The organism is Pseudomonas sp. B10 (assembly GCF_900156235.1).
GTDB lineage: Bacteria > Pseudomonadota > Gammaproteobacteria > Pseudomonadales > Pseudomonadaceae > Aquipseudomonas > Aquipseudomonas siliginis.
Genome location: NZ_LT707063.1, coordinates 3,566,183 through 3,586,554, shown reverse-complemented (window position 1 = coordinate 3,586,554; position 20,372 = coordinate 3,566,183). Strand labels below are relative to the sequence as shown.

Annotated in this window: 18 protein-coding genes; 4 read left to right on the top strand and 14 right to left on the bottom strand. The window is 60.3% G+C overall.

The window, feature by feature from the left end:
* Positions 1-10: 10 nt before the first annotated feature.
* From BXA01_RS16330 to BXA01_RS16270, 13 genes are all read right to left on the bottom strand, one after another.
* Positions 11-637, bottom strand: coding sequence for an ABC-type transport auxiliary lipoprotein family protein (locus tag BXA01_RS16330; RefSeq protein WP_076564808.1), 627 nt, complete (start codon positions 635-637; stop codon positions 11-13).
* Positions 634-1,572, bottom strand: coding sequence for an MlaD family protein (locus tag BXA01_RS16325; protein WP_016772359.1), 939 nt, complete (start codon positions 1,570-1,572; stop codon positions 634-636). The genes BXA01_RS16330 and BXA01_RS16325 overlap by 4 nt, the downstream gene beginning before the upstream one ends.
* A 1-nt stretch (position 1,573) precedes the next feature.
* A complete protein-coding gene (locus BXA01_RS16320) occupies positions 1,574-2,377 on the bottom strand; it encodes an ABC transporter ATP-binding protein (RefSeq protein WP_056791199.1) in 804 nt (267 codons plus the stop codon).
* Positions 2,374-3,522 (bottom strand): ABC transporter permease, encoded by a 1,149-nt coding sequence (locus BXA01_RS16315; protein WP_076564805.1) that lies wholly within the window; start codon positions 3,520-3,522, stop codon positions 2,374-2,376. The genes BXA01_RS16320 and BXA01_RS16315 overlap by 4 nt, the downstream gene beginning before the upstream one ends.
* Before the next feature lie 54 nt (positions 3,523-3,576).
* The gene (locus BXA01_RS16310) at positions 3,577-4,605 is read right to left on the bottom strand and encodes a DUF5924 family protein (protein WP_076564802.1); all 1,029 of its coding nucleotides are present in this window, start codon (positions 4,603-4,605) and stop codon (positions 3,577-3,579) included.
* A 211-nt stretch (positions 4,606-4,816) separates the two neighbouring features.
* Positions 4,817-6,211, bottom strand: coding sequence for a M16 family metallopeptidase (locus tag BXA01_RS16305; RefSeq protein ID WP_076564800.1), 1,395 nt, complete (start codon positions 6,209-6,211; stop codon positions 4,817-4,819).
* Between the two features lie 176 nt (positions 6,212-6,387).
* Positions 6,388-8,046 carry a Na/Pi cotransporter family protein gene (locus tag BXA01_RS16300; protein WP_076564797.1) on the bottom strand — a complete coding sequence of 553 codons (1,659 nt, stop codon included), beginning with the start codon at positions 8,044-8,046 and terminating at the stop codon, positions 6,388-6,390.
* 298 nt (positions 8,047-8,344) lie between these two features.
* Positions 8,345-8,983 carry a hypothetical protein gene (locus tag BXA01_RS16295; protein WP_076564794.1) on the bottom strand — a complete coding sequence of 213 codons (639 nt, stop codon included), beginning with the start codon at positions 8,981-8,983 and terminating at the stop codon, positions 8,345-8,347.
* On the bottom strand, positions 8,980-10,137 hold the full coding sequence (locus BXA01_RS16290; RefSeq protein ID WP_076564792.1) for a DUF2515 family protein: 1,158 nt from the start codon (positions 10,135-10,137) through the stop codon (positions 8,980-8,982). Before BXA01_RS16290 ends, BXA01_RS16295 begins: the two co-directional genes overlap by 4 nt.
* A 17-nt stretch (positions 10,138-10,154) precedes the next feature.
* Entirely contained in the window at positions 10,155-10,652 is a 498-nt protein-coding gene (locus tag BXA01_RS16285) for a PAAR domain-containing protein (RefSeq protein ID WP_076564789.1), read from the bottom strand.
* 747 nt (positions 10,653-11,399) lie between these two features.
* On the bottom strand, positions 11,400-12,167 hold the full coding sequence (locus BXA01_RS16280) for a TerC family protein (RefSeq protein WP_076564786.1): 768 nt from the start codon (positions 12,165-12,167) through the stop codon (positions 11,400-11,402).
* Between the two features lie 85 nt (positions 12,168-12,252).
* Positions 12,253-13,560, bottom strand: a complete 1,308-nt coding sequence (locus tag BXA01_RS16275; protein WP_076564783.1) for a CitMHS family transporter — start codon at positions 13,558-13,560, stop codon at positions 12,253-12,255.
* Positions 13,561-13,963: 403 nt separating this feature from the next.
* Positions 13,964-14,290 (bottom strand): DOPA 4,5-dioxygenase family protein, encoded by a 327-nt coding sequence (locus BXA01_RS16270; protein ID WP_076564780.1) that lies wholly within the window; start codon positions 14,288-14,290, stop codon positions 13,964-13,966.
* 81 nt (positions 14,291-14,371) lie between these two features.
* Between BXA01_RS16270 and BXA01_RS16265 the strand changes: the two genes are divergently transcribed.
* Positions 14,372-15,037, top strand: coding sequence for an NAD(P)-dependent oxidoreductase (locus BXA01_RS16265; protein ID WP_076564777.1), 666 nt, complete (start codon positions 14,372-14,374; stop codon positions 15,035-15,037).
* A 23-nt stretch (positions 15,038-15,060) separates the two neighbouring features.
* Here BXA01_RS16265 and BXA01_RS16260 read toward each other — a convergent pair whose 3' ends face one another.
* A complete protein-coding gene (locus tag BXA01_RS16260; RefSeq protein ID WP_076564774.1) occupies positions 15,061-16,011 on the bottom strand; it encodes a choline sulfate utilization transcriptional regulator in 951 nt (316 codons plus the stop codon).
* A 114-nt stretch (positions 16,012-16,125) separates the two neighbouring features.
* Here BXA01_RS16260 and betC point away from each other — a divergent pair, with 114 nt between their 5' ends.
* From betC to BXA01_RS16245, 3 genes are all read left to right on the top strand, one after another.
* Positions 16,126-17,640, top strand: a complete 1,515-nt coding sequence (betC, locus tag BXA01_RS16255) for a choline-sulfatase (RefSeq protein WP_076564772.1) — start codon at positions 16,126-16,128, stop codon at positions 17,638-17,640.
* Positions 17,641-17,656: 16 nt separating this feature from the next.
* On the top strand, positions 17,657-18,577 hold the full coding sequence (gene choX, locus BXA01_RS16250) for a choline ABC transporter substrate-binding protein (RefSeq protein ID WP_076564769.1): 921 nt from the start codon (positions 17,657-17,659) through the stop codon (positions 18,575-18,577).
* A 211-nt stretch (positions 18,578-18,788) separates the two neighbouring features.
* Positions 18,789-20,357, top strand: a complete 1,569-nt coding sequence (locus tag BXA01_RS16245; RefSeq protein ID WP_076564766.1) for a SulP family inorganic anion transporter — start codon at positions 18,789-18,791, stop codon at positions 20,355-20,357.
* Positions 20,358-20,372 lie beyond the last annotated feature (15 nt).

Below are 20,372 nucleotides of genomic sequence, written 5' to 3'. Positions count from 1 at the left end.
TGTGTTGGGCTTAAGGCCTTTGGGGGGCGAGTTTCTGCCCTTGCTCTACGGCCCAGGCCACAACCTTGGCCGTAAGGCGATCACTGGCCTGGCCAAACCCGGCAACCACCGCTGGCACCTGCACATCATTCAACGGCTGGCGTTCTTCAAAACGGCGGCTGGCGAGGATGCGCTGGTCGTAACCACGCACCAGCAACGCATCAACCCGCACCACAACGCCGGCCTGGGTGCCCTGATATTCCGTCTGAAACGCCTGCAAGCTACCGCCCAGTTCCAGATCCGCCTGAAAGTTGCTGTCGTCGGTGCTCAGCAGCGTCACTCGACCATCACGCTGGAATCCATCGAGCAGGCGATTGCGCAGCAGTACCGGCGCCGGATCGCTCCAGCGCGAGCCCTTGTAGCTGCTGATCACATCGCCCTGCGGAATCACGGCAATGCTCGGCCGGTTCAGTGCTTCGCTGGCCTGCAATTTATTCAAGCGCAGCGACCACGTCTGAACCGTCGCCGGGCTGACCGAGGCGGGCGCCGGTGCAGCGGGCAGGCGGTAGACGTCCGAGGGTTCCGACTTGGGCAAGATCGAGCACGCGCCAATCAGGGTCAGGCCAGCGCCGAGCAGGGCGATTCGAGTCAGCTTCATGGGGTGAATTCCTTGTTCTTGTCGCTGCCCAGCAGGTAGCCGCTGGGGTTGGCCTCAAGGCGTTGGGAAATGGCGCGCAGCGAGGTCAGCGTCTCGCGCAGTTCGCGAATCGCCGGGGCCAGGCCGTTGAGGCCCTGCATGCCGTTATCCAGTGAATTCTGGTTTTTACTGAGCAAGCCGTTGATGGTCACGCTGCTTTGCTCCAGCGACTTCATCGCCTGTTCGGCACTGCCCAAGGCCTGCTTGCCCTGATCGTTAAGCAGGCCGTTGGCGTTGCGCATCAACAGTGAGGTCTGCTCGAGCATGCTGCCGGCCTGTTTGCCGACCGTTGCCAGTTGCTGCATGGCTTGCTTGATGTCGCCGCGCTGGTCGTTGATGGTGCCGGTGGTCTGTTCCAGATGGGCAAGGGTCTTGCTCACACGCTCGACGTTTTCCGCGGAGAACATGTGGTTGGCGTTTTGCAGCAGGGCGCTGATGCCGGTCATCAAATCGCTGCTGTCGTTGAGCAGACGCGAGATAGGCGAGGGCGAGGCGACCAGAGTTGGCAACTTGCCGTCATGCCCGCGCAATTTCGGGCTCTCGGGTGTGCCGCCGCTGAGCTGGATGATCGAGGTGCCGGTGATGCCGGTCAGCGCCAGTTTGGCCTGGGTGTCTTCCTTGACCGGCGTGTCGCCCGCCAGACGAATCCGCGCCAGCACCCGGCGCGGGTCCTGCGGGTCAAGGCGCAGGCTGACCACGTCACCGACCTTGATCCCGCTGTACTGCACCGAGCTGCCCTTGGACAGACCGCTGACCGCCTCGTTGAACACCACTTCGTAATCCTTGAACTCGGTGTCGACGCTGGATTTGGCCAGAAACAGGCCGAAGAGCAGGGCGCCGGCCACGACGATCACCGTGAACAGGCCGATCAACACATGATGGGCTCGGGTTTCCATATCAGACCTCGTTGAGCAGTTTGGCGGCGTCCAGCGCCGAGCGGCCGCGCGGGCCGTGGAAGTATTCGTGAATCCACGCGTCGGCGGTTTCCGAGACGACGTCGATAGGGCCGGCAACCAGCACCTTCTTCTGCGCCAGCACCGCCACGCGATCGGTGATGGTGTACAGCGTGTCGAGGTCGTGGGTCACCAGAAACACGCTCAGCCCCAAGGCATCGCGCAGGGTCAGGATCAATTGATCGAACTGCGCCGCGCCAATCGGATCGAGGCCGGCGGTGGGTTCGTCGAGAAACAGAATGTCCGGATCCAGCGCCAGGGCCCGTGCCAGCGCTGCGCGCTTGATCATGCCGCCGGACAGCGATGCCGGGTATTTGTCCGCCGCCGACAACGGCAGCCCGGCCAGCGCCAGTTTCACCGCCGCCAGATGCTCGGCGTCGTGGCGGCTGAGGCCGGCGTGTTCGATCAGGGGCAGGGCGACGTTCTCGGTCACGGTCAGCGACGAGAACAGCGCGCCTTTCTGGAACAGCACACCGAAGCGGCGTTCGATCAGCGAGCGTTCATGCTCGGCCAGGTTCGGCAGGTTCTGGCCGAAGACTTTGACCATGCCTTCGCTGGGCCGATTCAGCCCGACAATGCTGCGCAGCAGCACCGATTTGCCGGTACCGGAGCCGCCAACCACGGCGAGGATTTCGCCTTTGTACACGTCCAGATCAAGGTTCTCGTGCACGCTCTGCGGGCCGAAGCGATTGCACAGGCCACGGACTTCGATCACCGCCTCCGAGGGCGCGCGGGGTAGACGACTCACCAGCCCATCTCCATGAAAAACAGCGCAGCCACCGCATCAAGCACGATCACCACAAAAATCGACTGCACCACGCTGGAGGTGGTGTGCGCGCCGACCGATTCGGCGCTGCCACTGACCTTGAAACCTTCCAGGCAACCAATTGCCGCGATCAGGAAGGCGAAGATCGGCGCCTTCACCAGCCCGACCAGAAAATGCTGAATGCCGATGTCCGATTGCAGCAGCGAGAGGAACATCGCCGGCGAGATGTCCAGCGACACTGCGCAGACTACGCCGCCGCCGACAATCCCCGAGAGCATCGCCAGAAACGTCAGCATCGGCAGCGCCACCAGCAGCGCCAGCACGCGCGGCACCACCAGCAACTCGATCGGGTCGAGGCCGAGGGTGCGGATCGCGTCGATTTCTTCGTTGGCTTTCATCGAGCCGATCTGTGCGGTGAACGCACTGGCGGTGCGCCCGGCCATCAGGATCGCCGTGAGCAGCACGCCGAATTCGCGCAGGAACGAGAAGCCGACCAGGTCCACGGTAAAAATCGTCGCGCCGAAACTGGCCAGTACCGTGGCGCCAAGAAACGCCACCACCGCACCGACCAGAAACGTCAGCAGGGCCACGATCGGTGCGGCGTCGAGACCGGTCTGCTCGATGTGCGCGATCATGGGTGTGATGCGCCAGCGCTTGGGTCGCAACAGACCACGGGCGATGACTTCGAGAATCAGGCCGACGAAGCCAAGCAGCTGCAGCGTGTCGGTCCAGACCTTGTCCACCGCGCGGCCAATGCGCGTCAGCAGTTGCACGCTGACGCTGACTTCCGGCTCCTTGATCGGCACGCAGAAATCACTCAGCGAGCAGTACACGGTTTGCAGCAAGGCGCGGTCGGCAGTTGAAAGGGTGCAATCGGGGTGTTCGGCGGTTTTGCCCAAGCGTTCGGAACCGAGCAGCTCGACCAGCAACGAGGCGCCGGCGGTGTCGAGGGCTCCGAGGCCGTTCAGATCGATGGAAGTGTTGGCGTCGTACTGGCCGCGGAGCTTTTCGCTCAGATGCTTGAGCGCGGTGTAGTGGGCGAGCGTCCAGTCGCCGCTTACGCGCAGGCGGGCAGGGCTGAGCGCGGTGTCCAGGTGGGCACTGCCGGGGGTTGGGCTGCTGGTCATAAGCTCCGTGCTTGTACGGCCGTTACGAGATCCTACGTAATAGCACGAACCGGATTACTTTTCTTTGGCCGGTGTGCTGTCGGTAATTGCGAAACGCAGCACGCCGATCAACTGGCCATCCTCGGTCAGCACCCGCACCTGCCACTTGCCCGCCGGGTTGCCGGGGAAGTTCTGTTTGTGCGTCCACGCCCGGTAGCCTTCCTTGCGCCCGCCATGGATGTCGAGGGCGATGCGGTCGACCTCTTTGCCGTTGAAGGACCAGACGTGATAAATCCGCTCGTCGAGACCGCGCGGCGCGTTAATCGCAGTGTAGGCGTAGAGCCCGCCGCTGCGGATCTGCTCGGCGCTGACGGTTTCGAGGCTGGCGCCGGGGGTGCGATCCTGCAGCTGCGTGCTGATCGCCACGTCGGTCATCCACAGCGTTGCCGGTGGCACCCACGAACGCAGCGCCCAACCGACGCCGCCGATGCCGAAGGTAATGAACAGAATCGCCAGGGCATTGCGCACCGTGCGGATCGGGAAGATCGACGCCAGGCTCGGGAACGACAGCAGCACGGCAATCCCCAGCGCCCATTTGAAACTCTGCGCGGTGGTCAGGTGCATGATCACCGGCAACGCAGTGAGCAGGGCGGCGAACAGGGTCAGGGTGTGCAGCGCGAGAAACGCCCAGCGCCGTGGCGCCAGCCATTTGTAGTACAGCGGATCGACGATGGAGATCAGTGCAGCAACGCTGAGCAGCCCCGTGAAGACAAATTGGCCGCTGTTCCATGTGGTGGTGATGAAGAAGAATGGCAGAACGAAAAACAGGCTTTCCTGATGGATCATCTGCGTCGCGTAGCGCAGCAGCGGCTGGGGAATCTCGCGCTTGAAGATCCGTGTGAACAGCCCGGTCAGGGTGTTTTCCAGCATCAGCCAGATCCAGCTGAGCAGCATGATCACCGTGATCCAGCTGGCCAGCCCCTGTTGGCGATCGACGAGGATGAAACTGCCGACCCCGGAAATGAAACCACCCGCCGCGATCAACCCGGGGTAGCGCTTCATCAGCTCGAGAAGGCGCTGGATAAGGAGGGTCAGTTTTGGCATTTTGGCGGTTCACGACGATATGGGGAAAATCCCGGAAAGGTTAACGCCGCATGACCCCTGTGGCGAGGGGATTTATCCCCGATCGGCGGCGCAGCCGTCGTAGATCCTGCGAGCGAATTTTGTCTGGATATACCGTGCTGCCCTTATTGGGGCTGCTGCGCAGCCCATCGGGGATAAATCCCCTCGCCACAAGTGCTCACTCACCACAGGATCAATGGCTTCCAGCAATTTTGTGGCGACGATACACACGCCAGCCGATCAACATCAGCAGCACCAGACCGACCCCACCTGCAGCCAGCCACAACACCTGATCATCACTGATCAAAGGCTTCTCGATCCGGATATACCCCGGCTGCAGCAACAGCTCGCGCATCGCCTTGTTCGCCGCTTCCAGCGTCACCCCTTGCAGCTCCCGCGCGGGATTGGCAAAGCGGCCATCCTGATAGTCGGCCAGCGCGCTCCAGTAATAGTCCGCCAGTGCGCTGTTGCCCTGCACGGCCCAGGCCTGGTGAGCGATGGCGGCTTGTTTGATGCGGGCGAAGGTGCTCGGGTCGAGGCCGTTTTTCAGCAGGTCGGCTTTGAGGTCATCGAGTACCTGGATGGCTTCGTCGACGTCATCGCGATCCAGGTCAGCGTTGAGGCTCATGAAGCCGACACCGCCGAAAACTTCGCGCTCGGCCCACGGCCCGTACGACAAGCCATGGTTGAGACGAATCTGCCGGTACAACGCCCAGTCGAGGTAATCCTTGAGAATGTCGAACGTCTGGTCGTACTGATCGTCGAGCACCGGTTCCGGCACCAGCCAGTGCAGCTTGGCGCTGTCGCCGATAAAGCCACGGGTGAGGGTGCGTTCATGGGCGGCGCTGGTGCGGATGTCCGGCAGCGCGCGGTGCTCGCTCGGCTCGACCGGCTCCAGCTCACCCCAGGTACGCTCCAGATAGGCCGGCAGCAGTTTGTCGAGTTCGCCGACGACGATCAGGGTCATGTTGTTCGGCGCATACCAGGCCTTGCGCACCTTCTCCAGTTGCTCTTGGGTCAGATGGCCGACTTCGGCGCGCTGCGGGCATTTCAGTCCCAGCTCGACAGCCAGTTGATTGCTCGCGGTATGACCGAGGTCCTGACGGTCGAGGAAACGTTGCAGCCTGGTGTAATGCCCGCCGTCCTCACGCTCGACCACTCGTTTCGCCGCGTTGATTGCGTTGTCGTCGATGCGTGTCTGGGTCAGCAGCGCGAGCAGCAGGTCGAGCACCTTGCGCTGGTTTTTCGCCGGGGCCTCGATGACGAACGTGGTGTCGGCGTTGCTGGTGAACGCGTTCCAGTCCCCGCCCAGCGCCTGCATACGCTCTTCCAGACCGCCTTCACCGGTAGCGTCGATGCCGCTGAACAGCAAGTGTTCGAGCAAATGCGGCAGCTCTTTTTCGTCGCAGTCGAAGTCATCGAGGCCGACGCCGACCACCAGCCGGATCGCCACATGCCCGCGTTCGGTGCCGGGTTTGAGCATCAGCTGCAAACCATTGGGCAACGCATAGCCTTCGACCTGAAACCGATCCAGGGCAAAGGCGGGCAGGGAACCGAGCAACAGACAGGCGAACAACAGGCAACGCATAACAGGCTTCCATACGGCTGATTTGGAGATCCGTGTCGTCAGTCAGGGCCCCATCGCTGGCAAGCCAGCTCCCACAAGGATCTGCGGCGCTCACAAAACCCTGTGGGAGCTGGCTTGCCAGCGATGACGGTCTCAAGGCTGAACCACTGTAACTGACTGGCCCCAGCCCCAGACGTTCAAGGCGAATGCGTAATGTCGGCCATGTCATCCACCGCCAGCGCGCCGGTGTCCGCCGTTTCCAGCACCACATAGGCGCTGCTGCAGAACAAAGAATTGAGCCGTTTCATGTCGGCGATCAACTCCAGATGCAGCGAGCTGGTCTCCAGGCTCTGAACGATCTTGCGTTGCAAACGGCTGACATGCGCATGGGCCAGACGCCGTTCCTGCGCACGAAAGCGGCGTTTCTCCCGCAACAACTGCCGCGCGCTTTCGCGGTCGCCACTGAGAAACACCGACAGGCCCAGGCGCAGGTTGGCGATCAGTTGCTGTTGCAGCCCGGCAAGATCTTCCAGGCCTTCTTCGGAAAACGAACGCCGTTGCGAGGTCTTCTGCTGCTGAATCTTGCGCAGCATGCGCTCGATCAGGTCGGCGGCGAGTTTCAGGTTGATTGCCAGTTCGATGATCTCGGCCCAGCGCCGACTGTCGTGCTCGCCGAGATCCTCGCGGGGCATCTGCGCCAGATATAGCTTGATCGCGCTGTACAGCGCTTCGATGTCGTCGGTCAGTCGGCGCATCTCCTGCGTGACGGCGGTCTGCTTGCCGCGCAACACATCGAGGGAGGCGTCGAGCATGTTGTCGAGCAGATCGCCCATGCGCAGGGTTTCCCGCGCGGCATTGGCCAGCGCCAGGCTCGGCGTGACCAGTGCGGTCGGGTCGAGATGACGCGGTTTGGCGGTGCCGTTGACCTCCGGCCGCTCCGGCAGCAGCCACGCACAAAGCCGCGCCATCGGCCCGACGCTGGGCAGCAGGATCAGGCAGCGCGCGGTGTTGTAGAGCAGGTGGAAGCCGATGACCATTTCCTGCGGGCTGAAATCAAGGCTATCGATCCAGTGCACCAGCGGATCGAGCACCGGGATGATCAGCAGCAAACCGATCAATTTGTACAACAGACTCCCCAGCGCAACCTGGCGGCCGGCAGCGTTCTGCATGCTGGTGCTCATGAAGGCAAGGATGCCGCTGCCGATGTTGGCGCCGATCACCAGACCGATTGCCACCGGCAGGCTGATCACCGCAGCCCCGGCCAGCGTGGCGGTGAGCAGCACGGCGGCGAGGCTGGAGTAGGAAATCATCGCAAACAGTGCGCCGACCAGGGCATCGAGGAGGATGTCGCCGGTCAGCGAGGCGAAAATCACTTTCACCCCTTGCGCGTGAGTGATCGGCGCAGCGGCCTCGACGATCAATTGCAGGGCGAGAATGATCAGCCCCAGCCCGATCGACACCCGGCCCATCTGCCCGAGCCGCGTCTGTTTGCGCGACAGAAAGAAAATCACCCCGAGGAAAATCAGCAGCGGCGACAGCCACGACAGATCGAGGGTCAGCACCCGCGCCATCAACGCGGTACCGACATCGGCGCCCAGCATGGTCGCCAGCGCCGGGGTCAGCGCCATCAAACCCTGACCGACAAACGAAGTGACCAGCATCGCCGTAGCGTTGCTGCTCTGCACCATGGCGGTGACGAGAATGCCGGCGATGAACGCCAGCCATTTCTTCGACATGTTCTGGCCGATGACATGTCGCAGATTGGTGCCATAAACCCGCAGGATGCCGGTTCGGACTATGTGCGTGCCCCAGATCAACAGGGCGACGGCGGACAACAGATTGAGCAGGGTGAGCATGCAGACCCCCTGTAGTAGCAGCGCCCCAGAGGGGCAAGTGAACGGCACCGCGCGGTTTCTACGTTCTTGATACTTAAGCTGTAGTTGGCGAACGGTCTCAGCGCCAGCATTGCACAGCTAAAGCGTGGATTGAAACAAAAGTGTCATGAAAACAGGTTCACTCACATCGCTGAAACCGACATAGATACCTGTAGGAGTGAGCCTGCTCGCGATAGGGTCGTCAGCTTCAACATCATCGTTGTCTGAGAGACCGCTATCGCGAGCAGGCTCACTCCTACAGGATTGTGGTTTTGCAGGATCAATCGCTGAAGTGGTCCCTGCTCAGGCCAACGTCGATTAAATACCTGGCCGTCTTCACATTCCGCTCATCACATCGCGCATAGCACTTGATGTGCATCAGCAGGCTGTATTTGTGTGGAACCAGAAGAATGACCCCATCCGCCTGATCAAAAAGCTTCGCTTGTAGCTGTCGCCTTTCATCATCACTCTGCACTTTGATCCAATCATTTCCCTCAACGGGTTCAGGAGTCCAGTTGGCGTTCCTGAACATCGTTTGCAGCTCGGCCAAGAGCGCAATTGTCTTATCAAAGGGAAGCGATTCAACCATTGGCGACGTCGTTATGCCGTCTACTTTTCCCTTGGTATAGCCCACCGCGCCGTAAATTGTTTTGGGCAAGGTAAAGCCATGCTCGGCATCATCAAAAGTAATCACGACCGGGCTGCTTATCCAAGTCGAGTCGACCTTGGGAGGGTCACTTGGATATATGGCTGTTTTTCGTTCAACAGGGAAACTGGAGTCTTTGACGACTTCGGCGTATGGCTTCCCAATATGAGCATAGATCCTGTCGACACCGGACATGGAGTAGGCGACAACAACCGCCAGAACGAGCGTTATCCCAGTCCCGGCAAATGCCAGTCGACGCGAAATAATCGTCACTTTATTCCGCCTCCGTTAGCAATATCCGTAATTGACTGTTTCAGTTGAGCACGAGTCGCTGGGTTCTTGAGCAAAGCATCAAATTGGCCAGCAGCTCGTAACACGAACTCCATTCGCTGATCCCTGTCCGCGAGATTAGCGATAGGATTCTTGGAAAATGAAACTTGTCTGTTATCGGGAGCCTTGCACTGACTAGCAAGCGTTAGTTGAATTTCCTCTGCTGCACCAGAGAACATGCCAGTCACCACGGATACGTAGTTGCCCGCATGAGTACCGCGCATCAGTGTTGCAAATTGCGTGTCCTCATACATTGCGGGCTGCAAGATATTCAACTGTTCATGTCGTGCCATCTGTTGAACGCTTTCGGCAATTTCACCGGCATCAATCGCTTCAAAGGTTCGGTAAATCTCACCCGCATCAATCCCAAACTGCACCTTATTCGCTATCGGCCACATTACATCCTTCTCAATGCCACGCCGGCTTCTCAAACACTTCTCCATTTCCTTGTACCCCCGCACCATAAAAAACCGGTGCAACGGATAAACGTCGAGAAACAGCGACGTATTACCCAGCGCCAACATCTCATACACATAGTCCAGTTGCTGCTGAACCACTGAACGTGGGTTGTCGCCGAAGGTGATGTCCTCCGTCGGCATCGGATTGGCTGCCCGAGCTTTGGCCAGCTCCTGCGCTGCCTCGGGATTGGTCTTGCTGAACTTGAACCCAAAGCCTTCGAACAGAGTTTCCGATGGTGCGGTTCGCAGCTTTTCCTGTGCCGCTTTCTGTGCAGCGATGGCGGTTTGCAGTTTGGTGGCGTGGATCAGCCCACACCCCACCTGCTTCGAAGCAAACGCCGCCAACCCTGCCCACTGAAAGCGGTTATCCGCCAGCCACAATTGCGCGTACGCGGCGTTGATTTTGCGGTTGCGGGCCTGGGGGTCGGCGATGAGGACGCCGCCGGGGGCGACCCAGTCTTCGGCTTCTTTCTGGAAGCGGCGCCACAGGCAGTTGCAGGTCAGCAGCGGGACTTCGACGCGGGTTTTCGGGTTGGGGCCGGCGGTGCTGGTTTCCCGTTTGCAAGTGGGCAGCTCACAGGTGCTGTCCCAGAGTTTTTTCATGTCCAGGTCGTCTGGAGCGATGCATTGTCCGGTCATTGTTTCTTCCTTGAAGCTCAGGCTGTCCAGCGAACGATGGCGAGATCGGGCTGCAGGGTCGCAACGCTCTGGGTCATGCCCTGCGCATTGGTCAGGCCATTGACGATGCGGCCTTCGGCGGTTTCGATTTCGTAGCCTTGTTCGGCGATGGGTTCGCCGTTGCCGGCGCTGACCGCTTTGAATTCGACCAAGGGCTGGCCGATGATTGGTAACGGTGGAACGAACGGAGCAGGGGTGTGCGAGCTGCCGATGATCACATTACCGGAACCGCCGACCACGACCCCGCCGTGGCTGGCCGTGCTGTCGAGGGTCATGGCGTTTTTGCCGTTGATGAACACCGTGGCGGAGAAGGCGCCATTCAGCGCTTGGCCGCAGGTGCAGGTGTCGCCGAGGCGAGCGGCGGCGAGGCCGTTGAAGAAGACATCGCCCGAACCACTGGCAATCGGGTTGGTGCCGTGACCGGGAATCGGGCAAGTGGTCGGGTCCGTGACGCGCGCGGCGGGTTTTCCAGACATGAACGTTCCTTGTTTGGCGTTGAGGCGAGCGGGGACGCTAACGAGCGAAGGTCGATGAGTCAACCTTTTCGGCCCGTTTCGAATGGATGCGATATGCCTCTGTGGGAGCGAGCCTGCTCGCGAAAGCGGTGCGTCAGGCAGCCTCTTTTTTCGACCGATGTGACGCCTTCGCGAGCAGGCTCGCTCCCACAGGTTGTGTGTCTGATCCAAGAGAGGATAAACACGGATTTCGCAGCGTGTTTACGTACACGCCGCGCTTTGGGGCTGGTCTCTATCGTTTGCTGGCCACTGCTCATCAGTGGTCGGAATTAGTAGCCCGGGTTGCTCGTTATTGTGCGCAAGCATCGTTGCGTCAGGTTATGCCTGATCCTGATGGTGGTTGTGCGCAGGGCACCTTCGGGTGCGCCGGAAAGCTAGCTCCCCGGTCTAATAACCTGCGTACAGCCGCCTCCCTTCTTTTAGTAGAGAACGGCAGTGGCTTCATTCTATGGAGCAGCTGAACATGAAAAAGATAACGCCAGATCCACCGGTCACCGATCTTCCTCACCCCGACCTCGAAGCGCAAAGACTCAAACAAGCCGCCGACCGCGCTCTCGACAACCTCGTTCCCCTGCATAAACACAAAAACCTGTGGGAGCCTGGGTTGCCAGCGATGGCGTCAGGTCAGCAAACGTTAAAGTCGCTGACCGTACGCTATCGCTGGCAAGCCAGCTCCCACAGGTTTTGTGTTGCCGCTGGACTACCGGGTTACTGGCCCGGCACATCCTTGCGCAGTTTCACCGGATCCTGCTGCTGTCTCTTCTTGGCCATCGCGCCGCGCAGTTTGATGTTGATAGCCTCAACCGCCAGCGAGAACGCCATGGCGAAGTAGACGTAGCCTTTTGGCACGTGCACGTCGAACGATTCGGCAATCAGCACGGTACCGACCACCAGCAGGAAGGACAGGGCGAGCATTTTCAGCGACGGGTGCTTGTCGATGAATTCGCTGATCTTGCCCGCCGCCAGCATCATCACCAGCACCGCCACGACGATCGCCGCGACCATGACCGGGACGTGGGAAACCATGCCGACCGCAGTGATCACCGAGTCCAGCGAGAAGACGATATCGATGATCGCGATCTGGATGATGGTGTAGAGGAAGTTGCCGCCCTTGCCCGATGGCGCGTCGTCGCTTTCGTCTTCGCCTTCCAGCGCGTGGTACATCTCCTGCGAGCTTTTCCACAGCAGGAACAGGCCACCGAAGAACAGGATCAGGTCGCGACCGGAAATGCCCTGGCCGAACACTTCGAACAGGTCGGCAGTGAGGCGCATGACCCAGGTAATCGACAGCAGCAACAGGATCCGCGTGATCATGGCCAGGCCAAGACCGAAGATCCGCGTGCGCTGCTGCATGTGTTTCGGCATGCGGCTGACCAGGATCGAAATCATGATGATGTTATCGATACCGAGGACGATTTCCAGGGCGGTCAGGGTAAAGAAGGCAACCCAGATTTCGGGGTTGGTCAGCCAATCCATGTGTATTCCTTTGAGCAATTGTTGAACCGAAAAAGGTCCGGGCTTCAAACCGCGAAGCCGGGCCCCGTAACGGTGAGTCTTGGGCTTATAGAGTGCTGAACAGCGGGAAAGTCCCCAACAGCAGTGCAGCAATCAGAATGCAGATGCACACCAGGATCGCCCATTTCAGGGTGAAACGCTGGTGATCACCGAAATCGATGCCGGCCAGCGCCACCAACAGATAGGTCGACGGCACCAACGGGCTCAGCAAGTGGACGGGCTGGCCGACGATCGAGGCACGGGCCATTTCCACCGCAGTGATCCCATAGTGGCTGGCCGCTTCGGTCAGCACCGGCAATACACCGTAATAGAACGCATCGTTGGACATGAAGAAGGTGAACGGCATGCTCACCAGTGCCGTGATCACCGCCAGGTACGGGCCGAGGAAATCCGGAATCACCGCCAACAGGCTCTTCGACATCGCATCGACCATGCCGGTGCCCGACAGGATACCGGTGAAGATACCAGCCGCAAAGATCAGCCCGACCACTGCCAGCACGCTGCCGGAATGCGCGGCGACGCGATCCTTCTGCATTTGCAGGCATGGGTAGTTGACGATCATGGCGATACTGAACGCCACCATGAACAGCACCGGCAGCGGCAACAGGCCGCCGATCAGCGTGCACATCAGGCCGAAAGTCAGTGCGGCGTTGAACCAGATCAGCTTCGGACGGCGTGCGTCGGGGAATTGCGAGACGCTGATTTCGCTGTGATCGATCTCGTCGCCGACCAAGTGCAGTTCACCGAGGCGGGCGCGTTCACGCTTGCCGTAGAAGTAGGCAATCACCAGGATCGCCAAGACACCGGCGGCCATGGCCGGGATCATCGGTACGAAAATGTCCGACGGGTCGACATGCAGGGCACTCGCCGCGCGGGCGGTCGGGCCGCCCCATGGGGTCATGTTCATTACGCCACCGGCGAGGATGATCAGACCGGCCATGATTCGCGGGCTCATGCCGATGCGGCTGTACAGCGGCAGCATCGCAGCCACGCAGATCATGTAAGTGGTCGCGCCGTCACCATCGAGGGAAACGACGAGCGCCAGAACGGCGGTACCGACCGAAACTTTCAGCGGGTCGCCCTTGACCAGTTTGAGGATCTTGCGCACGGCCGGGTCGAACAGGCCGGAGTCGATCATCAGGGCGAAATACAGAATGGCGAACATCAACATCACGCCGGTCGGCGCCAGTTTGGTGATGCCTTCAAGCATCATCGGGCCGATCTTCGGCGCGAAACCACCGAACAGGGCGAACAGGATCGGGATGATGATCAGGGCGATCAGCGCGGACAGGCGCTTGGTCATGATCAAGAACATGAACGTGATGACCATGGCGAAGCCAAGGAAAGTCAGCATGGGAATACTCCAGGCGTAGCGCGGCTAGTTGAATGAGCGGATCGGGCGGGATCAGCGCAGAACGGGAGGCGCGAGGCGTACGGGCGGAGTGACCAGCAGGAAGCGGGAGAAACGGCGGGTTGCAGAAGACATCAGAATCACCATTGTTGTTGTTAATTGGGCCGGGCCTGTGGAAAAAACACAGGGCTTGGGCCAACCGGTCTGTTGCCGGGAGTGGGGCGATCCTAATCGGGGAAGCTTTCAGCTACCTTTCGCGACCGAAAGCGATGAATGAATGGTCAACCGGCGGTCGGATGCAGCGACAGCCAATGAATACGGGGTTGGTAGCGATGCGGATAAACGGACAGTCAGCGCTGGCTGGCAGTCTGGACATATCCGTTATCAGTTCAGCGTCAGCATCTGGTTAAAAAATCGACAGATCCAGGGGCCGCACCGCGCCCATCCAGATCGCGTGTTCGGTGTGGTCGAGCAAGTCATCGCCCGTGTCCGGATGCAGGAACACCACCAGGCCTTTGCGGTTAAGCGCCAGCCACGGCAGCACCTCGCCGATCAGCTCGGGACCGAAAGCCAGTTGGCAGCTCCAGTCGGGGTGCGGCCCCACCGGGCGTTCGTGCACGCGGCCCATTTTCAGCGCAAACAACTGCGCGGCCTGTTCGCACAAGGCCCGCGCCTGGTCGATGCTTTGTGCGTCGAAATAGACATGGGCGTGATAGCCCTTGATCCCTTGCATCGTGTCGCCTCTCAATCGGTTCGAACCCTTGGCTGTTTCCACCGTCACAGGTCATATAGGACAACTATAAGGAAAACAGCCATGAAAAATGCCGAGACCCAAGTGGTCAAAGTGGTGCTTTATGGTGCCATGGCCAGCCTGGGCGGTGCATTGATGGCTGAATTGCTGCGTCGCCAACACGAAGTCATCGCCATTCTCGACGATCTCACCGCACTCGCGCCGCGTCCGGGGTTGCGCACCAAGACCGGCGATCTGTTCGATGCCGAGCGGGTCAATCAGAGCGTCGCCGGCAGTTCGGCGGTGATCTGCCTGCTGGACGCGCCGGGGTTGCCGTTCAGCAGCGATCATGTCGAACGGTCGGTAACGCTGGGGCCGGTCGAACAGGTACTGGCAGTCGACGCGCTGGTCGAAGGTTTGCAACTGGCCAGCGTGCCGCGCCTGTTTCTGGTCGGCAACTTCGGTGTGCTCGACGAGCCTGACAATGACGAGCGTCTGCAACGTCACGCTGCCGAAGAAATCCTTGAGGCGGTACAAAGCAGCTCACTGCGCTGGACCCTGGTCAATGCGCCGCATGGCGTGGCCGGATTGACCATCGAGCACTTCAGTCAGGTCGGCGGCAATCTCGAACCGGGATTGGCCGAACCGCTGGAACGCTTGAACCGTGTCGCGGTGGGGATTGCCGATGAACTGCGGTTGAACCTGCATGTGGGGCAGCATGTGAATTTTGTGGCGGCTTCTGATTCGTAAAAGATCGGACGATCTTTTGCTCTTCACACCGCAATCGAGGGCAGGACCAGACCGTTAAGCGATTCGGCACTGCTGGCCTGTTCCGCCATTAACCAATCAACAAATTCCTGAATCAACGCACCCCGACGTTTGCGCTGTGGCAACACCACGTAATACCCCAGCCGCGACAGCGTGGTTTCCGCCAGCGGCCGGCACAGTAAACCCTGCACCAGCAAATTATCCACAAGGTGCCGCCATCCGATCGCCACGCCTTGTCCGCCAATCGCCGCTTGAATCAGCAAGGTGTAATTGTCGAAGCGCAATTGCCCCGGCGCTGGCGGCGTAGTCAGGCCCAACTGACGAAACAAGCCACTCCAGTCGAACCAGTTGCTGCTGTTTTCCCCACGCAGATGCAACAGCGGAAATTCCAGCAGGGCCTGCGCGGGCAACGGCAATGAACGCTCCTTGAGCAGCAGCGGGCTGCACACCGGGAACACTTCTTCGCTGAACAGCCAATGGCTCTCGCCCTGCTTGAATCGACCATCGCCAAACAGGATCGCCACGTCGATGTCGGTGCGCAGCATGTTGTGGTTGCGCTCGCTGGTGACCAGGCTGACATCGATGTGCGGATTGGCCTCATGGAAGCGGTGCAGGCGCGGCATCAGCCAATAGGCGGCGAAAGCGAAATCCGTGGCCACTTGCAGCACTTCATGTTGCTGCTGAGTGCTGATTGCGCTCAATCCTGCGTCGATATTCTGCAAACCGAGGGTAACTTGCTCGAACAGCAGGGCGCCAACCTCTGTCAACTCGATACCCCGGTAAATCCGGTCGAACAGGCGCGTACCGAGCTGCTCTTCCAGACGTTTCATTTGCTGGCTGATCGCCGGCTGCGTGGTGCCAAGCTCCACCGCAGCAGCGGTAAAACTGCGATGGCGGGCCGCCGCTTCAAAAGCGCGCAGCAGATCGAGAGACAGATCACCGAGGGCGTCATACATAAGCTGTGCTTATCCTAGTTATTGTCCGGCGCGGGCTTTACCGGAACAGGCATGGAATCCATGCTCGATCGCAGCACTCTCGCATAAATATTCAACATGGAATGCCGCGATCACATGAAGCGCAAGAACATTCTTTTCATCATGGCCGATCAAATGGCCGCGCCAATGTTGCCGTTCTACGGCCCATCGCCCATCAAACTGCCGAATCTGTCCCGCCTCGCCGCCCAAGGCGTGGTGTTCGATGCTGCTTACTGCAACAGCCCGCTGTGCGCGCCGTCGCGTTTCACCCTGGTCAGTGGCCAGTTGCCGAGCAAGATCGGCGCCTACGACAACGCGGCCGATTTCCCCGCCGACATTCCAACTTACGCGCATTACCTGCGGCGTCTCGGCTACCGCACCGCGCTGTCGGGCAAGATGCATTTCTGCGGGCCGGACCAGTTGCACGGTTATGAAGAACGCCTGACCAGCGACATTTACCCGGCCGATTACGGTTGGGCGGTGAACTGGGACGAGCCGGACGTGCGGCCGAGCTGGTATCACAATATGTCTTCGGTGCTGCAAGCCGGGCCGTGCGTGCGCACCAATCAGCTGGATTTCGACGAAGAGGTGGTGTTCAAGGCGCAGCAATACCTGTTCGATCACATCCGCGAGGACGGCGACCAGCCGTTCTGCCTGACTGTGTCGATGACCCACCCGCACGACCCGTACACGATTCCCAAGGCTTTCTGGGATCTGTATGACGATGCTGATATTCCGTTGCCTACAGCCTTGAACCAGGACGAACTCGATCCGCACTCGCAACGTCTGCTCAAGGTTTACGACCTGTGGGACAAGCCGCTGCCTGTGGATAAGATCCGCGATGCCCGTCGCGCCTACTTCGGTGCTTGCAGCTATATCGACGCCAATGTCGGCAAACTGCTGCAAACCCTTGAAGAAACCGGGCTGATCGACGACACCGTCATCGTCTTCTCCGGTGACCATGGCGACATGCTCGGCGAGAAGGGCCTCTGGTACAAAATGCACTGGTTCGAGATGGCCGCGCGGGTGCCGCTGCTGATCAGCGCACCGGGACAATTCGAGGCCGGGCGGGTCAGCGCCGCCGTATCCACCGCCGACTTGCTGCCGACGTTCGTGGATCTGGCCGGTGGCACGCTTGAGCCGGGCCTGCCACTGGACGGCCGTTCCTTGCTGCCGCACCTGCAAGGGCAGGGCGGGCATGACGAGGTGTTCGGCGAATACATGGCCGAAGGCACTATCAGCCCGCTGATGATGATTCGCCGGGGCGCCTACAAATTTATCTACAGCGAAAGCGACCCGTGCCTACTCTTCGATGTGGATAACGATCCGCGCGAAGAGGAGGAACTGAGCCAATCGCCGCAACATGGTCAGCTGTTCGAAGACTTTCTCGCTGAAGCGCGGGCCAAGTGGGACATTCCGGCGATCCATCGGGACGTACTGGCCAGCCAGCGCCGACGCCGTTTCGTCGCCGATGCGTTAACCATCGGCAAGCTGAAGAGCTGGGATCACCAGCCGCTGGTCGATGCCAGTCAGCAGTACATGCGCAACCACATCGACCTTGATGATCTGGAGCGCAAGGCCCGTTATCCACAACCCTGCCAAAACCAATAACGTTAAGGGGAAGTCCATGCGCAAGTTATCCACAGCTGTCACCGTTGGCCTGATCGCATTGAGCAGCACCTCGGCCTTCGCCGAGCAAAGTTGCGAAACCGTGAAAATGGCCGATCCGGGCTGGAGCGACATCGCCGCGACCAATGCCATCACCGGATTTCTGCTCGACGGCATGGGCTACAAGGCCAAAGTCGACACCCTCGCGGTGCCGATCACCTTTGGCGGCTTGAAGGATGGCCAGGTGGACGTATTCCTCGGCAACTGGATGCCGGCGCAGCAGGGCTTCTATGACAAGTTCGTCGCCACCGGTGATGTGACGCAATTGGCGAAAAACCTCGAAGGCACCGAATTCACTCTCGCCGTCCCCGACTATGTCTGGGAGGCGGGTGTGCATGATTTTGCCGACCTGAACAAATTCGCCGACAAGTTCGACAAGAAGATCTACGGCATCGGATCAGGCGCGCCGGCGAACATTTCGTTGCAGGAGATCATCAAGAAGAATGACTTCAACATGGGGCAGTGGAAGCTGATCGAGTCCAGCGAACAGGCGATGCTCGCCGAAGTGTCGCGGGCGGTGAAGAAACAGAAATTCGTCACCTTCCTCGGCTGGACCCCGCACCCGATGAACGTGCAGCTGAAAATGCGTTACCTCAAGGGCGGCGAAAAATACTTCGGCGACACCGGCAACGTCTTCACCCTGACCCGCAAGGGCTACGCCGAGGCCTGCCCGAATGTGGGCAAGTTGCTGACCAATCTGGCGTTCACCCAGGACATGGAGAACAGCATCATGGCTGAGGTAGTGAACAAGAAGATCAGCAATGCCGAAGCGGCGAAGGCGTGGATCAAAGCGAATCCGGCGGTGCTGGACAAGTGGCTGGATGGCGTGAAGACCGTGGATGGCAAGGATGCGTTGGTGGCGGTGAAGGCCAAACTGTAAGGCTATCTGACTGTCGACCACTTACCTGTGGCGAGGGGATGTAGCTCCGATCGGCCGCGAAGCAGTCGCAAGATCCATGAACTCGATATACCTGACTCACCGAGAACTCTGGGTTTGGGGCCGCTTCGCGGCCCATCGGGGATAAATCCCCTCGCCACAATGATTGCTGTGTCCTGATAGGCTTGCCTGAAAAACCCAACCGCGAGGACCCATGGCCTTACCCAGCCGCCATTCACTGTTTCCTTTCCTGAGCTGGTTGCCACGGCAAACCCGCGCCAGCGTCGGGCGGGACCTGATCGTCGGCCTCAGCGGTGCGATTCTCGCCTTACCCCAGTCGATTGCCTACGCGCTGATTGCCGGGCTGCCACCGGAATACGGCCTGTATGCGGCGATTATCCCGGTGTTGATCGCCTGCCTGTGGGGGTCGTCATGGCATCTGATCTGCGGCCCGACGGCGGCGATTTCGATTGTCCTGTACGCCAGCGTCAGCCCGCTCGCGGTGCCGGCGTCCGAGGACTACATCACTCTGATCCTGCTGCTGACGTTCCTTGCGGGGATTTTCCAATGGTTGCTCGGCTTGCTGCGTTTTGGCGCACTGGTGAATTTCGTTTCGCACTCGGTGGTGCTCGGCTTCACCCTCGGCGCCGCCGTGGTGATCGCCATCGGGCAATTGCCCAATCTGCTCGGGCTGGAATTGCCGGCCAACACCACCGCGCTCGCCAGCCTGATGGACCTGCTGCGACATCTGGGGGCTGTGGATAAGCCTTCGCTGATGCTCGGCGTCGCCACGGTAATCGTCGGCGTGGCCCTGAAAAAACTTTTGCCGCGCTGGCCGACGCTGTTGCTCACGCTGGTGCTGGCCAGCCTGCTGGTGTGGGTCTGGCCGGCGATGTTTGGTCATGTGCATCTGGTCAGCGCTTTCGTCGGACGCCTGCCGCCGTTCAGTACTTTGCCGCTGGATCTTGAAGTGATCTTGCGCTTGCTGCCGAGCGCGGTGGCGGTAGGCATGCTCGGGCTGGTCACCAGCCTGTCGATTGCCCGCTCGATTTCGGCGCGCTCGCAACAGTTGCTCGACGCCAATCAGGAAGTCCGCGCACAGGGTTTGTCGAACATCGTCGGTGCGTTCTTTTCCGGGTCGCTGTCCGCCGGATCGTTTACCCGCTCGGGATTGAGTTACGAGGCGGGTGCCTGCTCGCCGCTGGCCGGGGTGTTTTCGGCGCTCTGGGTGGCGCTGTTCGCGGTGTTCGGCGCGGGGCTGATCGCGCACATTCCGATCCCGGCCATGGCCGGCAGCATCCTGTTGATCGCCTGGGGTCTGGTCGATCACCGGGGCATTCGCGCTTTGCTGCGGGTCAGCCGCGCCGAGTTCGTGGTGATGGCCCTGACCTGTCTTGCGACCTTGCTGCTGGAATTGCAGACGGCGATCTACGCCGGGGTGCTGGCGTCGTTGTTTTTCTACCTCAAGCGCACCTCGCAACCACGAGTGCAGCATTGGCGCGACGGTGACGACGATGTGTTGCGCGTGGGTGGTTCGATCTTTTTCGGCGCCAGCCATTACCTGCAAGTGCGCCTGCAACGCCTGCATGGCGCGCGGGTGGTGATCGAGGCGCAGCAGATCAACTTCATCGATTATTCAGGGGTAGAGATGCTGCATCAGGAAGCGCGACGCCTGCTGGGCCAGGGTCGCAGCCTGACCTTGCGCCGGGCGCGGCCGCCAGTGGTGGAGGAGTTGAGGAAGCTGGAGGGGGCGGAGAAGTGCCCGATCAGGTTTGAGGATTGAGCTGATATCGGTGGT

Coding starts and splice junctions, on each gene's coding strand:
- BXA01_RS16305 (WP_076564800.1), bottom strand. CDS start 6,211: ATGCGTTGCCTGTTGTTCGCCTGTCTGTTGCTCGGTTCCCTGCCCGCC.
- BXA01_RS16245 (WP_076564766.1), top strand. CDS start 18,789: ATGGCCTTACCCAGCCGCCATTCACTGTTTCCTTTCCTGAGCTGGTTG.
- betC (WP_076564772.1), top strand. CDS start 16,126: ATGAAGCGCAAGAACATTCTTTTCATCATGGCCGATCAAATGGCCGCG.
- BXA01_RS16310 (WP_076564802.1), bottom strand. CDS start 4,605: ATGCCAAAACTGACCCTCCTTATCCAGCGCCTTCTCGAGCTGATGAAG.
- BXA01_RS16315 (WP_076564805.1), bottom strand. CDS start 3,522: ATGACCAGCAGCCCAACCCCCGGCAGTGCCCACCTGGACACCGCGCTC.
- BXA01_RS16265 (WP_076564777.1), top strand. CDS start 14,372: ATGAAAAATGCCGAGACCCAAGTGGTCAAAGTGGTGCTTTATGGTGCC.
- BXA01_RS16260 (WP_076564774.1), bottom strand. CDS start 16,011: ATGTATGACGCCCTCGGTGATCTGTCTCTCGATCTGCTGCGCGCTTTT.
- BXA01_RS16300 (WP_076564797.1), bottom strand. CDS start 8,046: ATGCTCACCCTGCTCAATCTGTTGTCCGCCGTCGCCCTGTTGATCTGG.
- BXA01_RS16325 (WP_016772359.1), bottom strand. CDS start 1,572: ATGGAAACCCGAGCCCATCATGTGTTGATCGGCCTGTTCACGGTGATC.
- choX (WP_076564769.1), top strand. CDS start 17,657: ATGCGCAAGTTATCCACAGCTGTCACCGTTGGCCTGATCGCATTGAGC.
- BXA01_RS16270 (WP_076564780.1), bottom strand. CDS start 14,290: ATGCAAGGGATCAAGGGCTATCACGCCCATGTCTATTTCGACGCACAA.
- BXA01_RS16275 (WP_076564783.1), bottom strand. CDS start 13,560: ATGCTGACTTTCCTTGGCTTCGCCATGGTCATCACGTTCATGTTCTTG.
- BXA01_RS16290 (WP_076564792.1), bottom strand. CDS start 10,137: ATGACCGGACAATGCATCGCTCCAGACGACCTGGACATGAAAAAACTC.
- BXA01_RS16280 (WP_076564786.1), bottom strand. CDS start 12,167: ATGGATTGGCTGACCAACCCCGAAATCTGGGTTGCCTTCTTTACCCTG.
- BXA01_RS16330 (WP_076564808.1), bottom strand. CDS start 637: ATGAAGCTGACTCGAATCGCCCTGCTCGGCGCTGGCCTGACCCTGATT.
- BXA01_RS16285 (WP_076564789.1), bottom strand. CDS start 10,652: ATGTCTGGAAAACCCGCCGCGCGCGTCACGGACCCGACCACTTGCCCG.